The 2,860-nt window shown below is 68.1% G+C and carries 3 protein-coding genes; 2 read left to right on the forward strand and 1 reads right to left on the reverse strand.

Translation table 11 applies throughout. The annotated features are described in order from the left end of the window. Positions 1–175: 175 nt before the first annotated feature. Positions 176–1,099: a helix-turn-helix domain-containing protein gene (locus tag AVW11_RS35350; protein ID WP_076047069.1), complete on the reverse strand. Its 924-nt coding sequence runs from the start codon at positions 1,097–1,099 to the stop codon at positions 176–178. Positions 1,100–1,264: 165 nt separating this feature from the next. Here AVW11_RS35350 and AVW11_RS35355 point away from each other — a divergent pair, with 165 nt between their 5' ends. Beyond that, positions 1,265–2,170 (forward strand): alpha/beta hydrolase family protein, encoded by a 906-nt coding sequence (locus AVW11_RS35355; protein WP_076047070.1) that lies wholly within the window; start codon positions 1,265–1,267, stop codon positions 2,168–2,170. Positions 2,171–2,456: 286 nt separating this feature from the next. Then, on the forward strand, positions 2,457–2,666 hold the full coding sequence (locus tag AVW11_RS37275; RefSeq protein ID WP_143568944.1) for a hypothetical protein: 210 nt from the start codon (positions 2,457–2,459) through the stop codon (positions 2,664–2,666). The last annotated feature ends 194 nt before the right edge of the window (positions 2,667–2,860 follow it).

The following is a 2,860-nucleotide window of genomic DNA, read 5'->3' on the forward strand; positions in this document are numbered from 1 at the left end:
CCCACGCGCAGGCAAGATCACCCAACGTAACGAAGCACTACTAGGTTGATTGACCACGAGCGTTGTCGACGGTGATCTCGATCCGACCAAGCGCTCCCGGCCTCCGCGTAGAGGTCGTGGACAGGCGGAGGTCAGGGCCCGGCGCCGTCCTCTCCTGAGGGTCGCTGTGCTGCCTTCACGGTTCCGGTGAGCCGTCGGTGTGGTGAGCGTCCTGCCGAACGCTGCTCGTCCTACCGGGGGAGCGCTCGGCCGGCGCGGGGACGTGGTCGGCGGCCCAGCTGGCCAGGATGCGCAGCGCGTCTTCGGAGTCGCTGCCCGGCTCGGCGCCGTAGGCGAACAGGATGAGGCCGTCGGCGGGCAGGTCGAGGGACTCGTAGGTCAGGTGAAGGGTGCCGACCACGGGGTGGTGGATGGCTTTGGCGCCCTGGTGGTACTGGCGCACGTCATGGCCGGCCCAGCGGGTACGGAAATCGTCACTGCGGGTGGACAGCTCACCGATGAGGTCGGTGAGGTCCTTGTCGTAGGGGTCGCGGCCGGCCTGGGCGTGCAGGAGGGCGACCAGGTTGTCGGCGGCGCTTTCCCAGTCGCCCCAGAACTGGCGGGAGCGGGGGTCCAGGAATATGAACCGGCCGTGGTTGGGGGTGGCGCCCCCGGCAGCTTCGATCATGGGGGCGTACAGGGCACGACCGAGGCTGTTGGCGGCCAGGACGTCACCACGGCCGTTCAGGACGAACGCCGGGCAGGCCATGGAGTCCAGCAGACGCTGCAGGTTCGGCCGCACCGAGGCGGCGGCGGCCCGGCGTCGGCGTCGACGTCCCGGACCGGCGGCGCGGGCCAGATCCTCCAGATGGGTGCGGTCGTCCTCACTCAGCCGCAGCGCCCGAGCGAGGGCGTCAAGGACCTGGTCCGACACTCCGGACAGGTCACCGCGCTCCAGCCGCGAGTAGTACTCGACGCTGACCCCGGCGAGCTGTGCGACCTCTGCGCGCCGCAGTCCCGGTACCCGACGGCGGCCATGGGCGGGCAACCCCACCTGCTGCGGGCTGATCCTGGCGCGGCGGGAGGTCAGAAACTCCCGGGTCTCGGCTGCGTTGTCCACGGTTTCCAGGTTAGGGCGACGTCTCGCAGCCATCCCGGAAGGAGGGGTGCCCTGGCAGTACACCTTTCACCAGTGGCTTCTCCCCAGCCCGAAAGTTACGTTCTTATGGCCGAAGGAGATATCAGACGATCTCACCACGAAACAGAAAGAGAAAGAGATACTGTCATGGCGGATATTTCGGAGATGGTCAAGGGTCTGGCGAAGGGCCTCAGCAGCCCGGTGCGTGCGCCGATCCTGCACACGCCGGACGAGTACGGGATGGCGTACGAGGACGTCACGTTCCCGTCCCTGGATGGCACCCCGCTGGAAGCGTGGTGGATCCCCTGCCCGGGCTCGGACAAGCTGATCATCGCCAACCACCCGATGCCCATGAACCGCTACGGCTTCCCCTCGCACCTGCCCCCGTGGCAGTTCGTCCCCGGCAACACCATCGAGGTCAACTACATGCGGGAGTACCAGCACCTGCATGAGGCCGGTTACAACGTGCTGACCTACGACGCACGCAACCACGGCCAGAGCGGCGACGCCAACGGCTTCATCTTCACCTGGGGCCGGTTCGAGTCCCGTGACGTGGCCGGCTCGCTGCGGTACGCCAGATCCCGCCCCGACACGGCCACCATGAAGGTGGGCCTGCTCAGCCGCTGCATGGGCGCCAACGCCACGTTCATGGCGATGACCCGGCATCCGGAGCTCTTCGCGGACGTGCACGCCCTGGTCGCCATCCAGCCGATCTCGATGCGCGCGATGGTCGAGCGCAACCTTGAGGCGATGGGGATCGCGGACCAGTTCGAGGCCGTGGACCGGGAGGTGGAACTGAACCTCAGCTTCACCATCGACGAGGTGTCGCCGATCGAGTACGCCAAGAACTGCCAGGTGCCCACCTTCATCACCCAGGTGCATGACGACGCACTGACCAAGCCCTCCGACGTGCAGGCGATCTTCGACGCCGTTCCCGTCGGCGACAAGAAGCTGTTCTGGATCGAGGGCAGCACCCGGCGCTGGGACGGCTACAACTACTTCTCCGAGTACCCCGAACAGCTGGTCGAGTGGTTCGACAAGCACGTGAACTGAACCCTAGCCCCGGGGCCGGCATCAGCGTCGAGCGAGTCCTCACCGACAACGGCTCCTGCCACGGGTCCAGGCGGTTCCGCAGGTCGGGAGCGAGGCCGGCATCATGCGCGAACGCACCCGCCCCTACCGGAAGATGAGCGCACGCGGCGGGCCGGTGAGGTTCACCTGCGGGAAGAAGTGACACAGCCGAGCTTGATGTCACTTAACGTGTTTAAAGCGGTCGACAGTGGAAACGCTGAGTAGCCACAAGGTGTAAAGGTCAAGGCGAAAGGCGGGATTCATGTCCGTGAGCATTGCAATCATCCTCGTCGTGGTGGCGGCGTCCATCGCTGCGATCGCGCTCGTCCCGGCGGTTGCGCCCGCGCAACCCGACCAGACCGCAGCCCGATCCGGTGACGAGGACCCACGCAGGACCGACCCGGGTCGGCCCCCTGCCCGCCGACTGCGCGACATCCCGGCGCAGCAGACCAGGGAACACCGGCGAAGCTTCGGGTGATTGGACGGCCCGCCCCGCCCGGCCCGCCGCCGCCCGGGGGCCGGGTGGAGCGGACCGTCACCGGCCGGCCCGACCCGGCAGCCCCGCATCCGGGCGTACCGGTGACGGTGGTCCGCACCCGGTGAAGCTCCGCGCGTGGACGGACAGCCGATCCGGGGCTCCACCCGCGTGCGCCGGCCCGCGGGCCGGCGCAC

It is taken from the genome of Streptomyces amritsarensis (assembly GCF_001953875.1).
Classification (GTDB): Bacteria; Actinomycetota; Actinomycetes; order Streptomycetales; family Streptomycetaceae; genus Streptomyces; species Streptomyces amritsarensis.

What these genes read in the sequence shown, in the direction of transcription:
- AVW11_RS35355 (WP_076047070.1), top strand. Translation starts at nt 1,265, where the DNA reads ATGGCGGATATTTCGGAGATGGTCAAGGGTCTGGCGAAGGGCCTCAGC.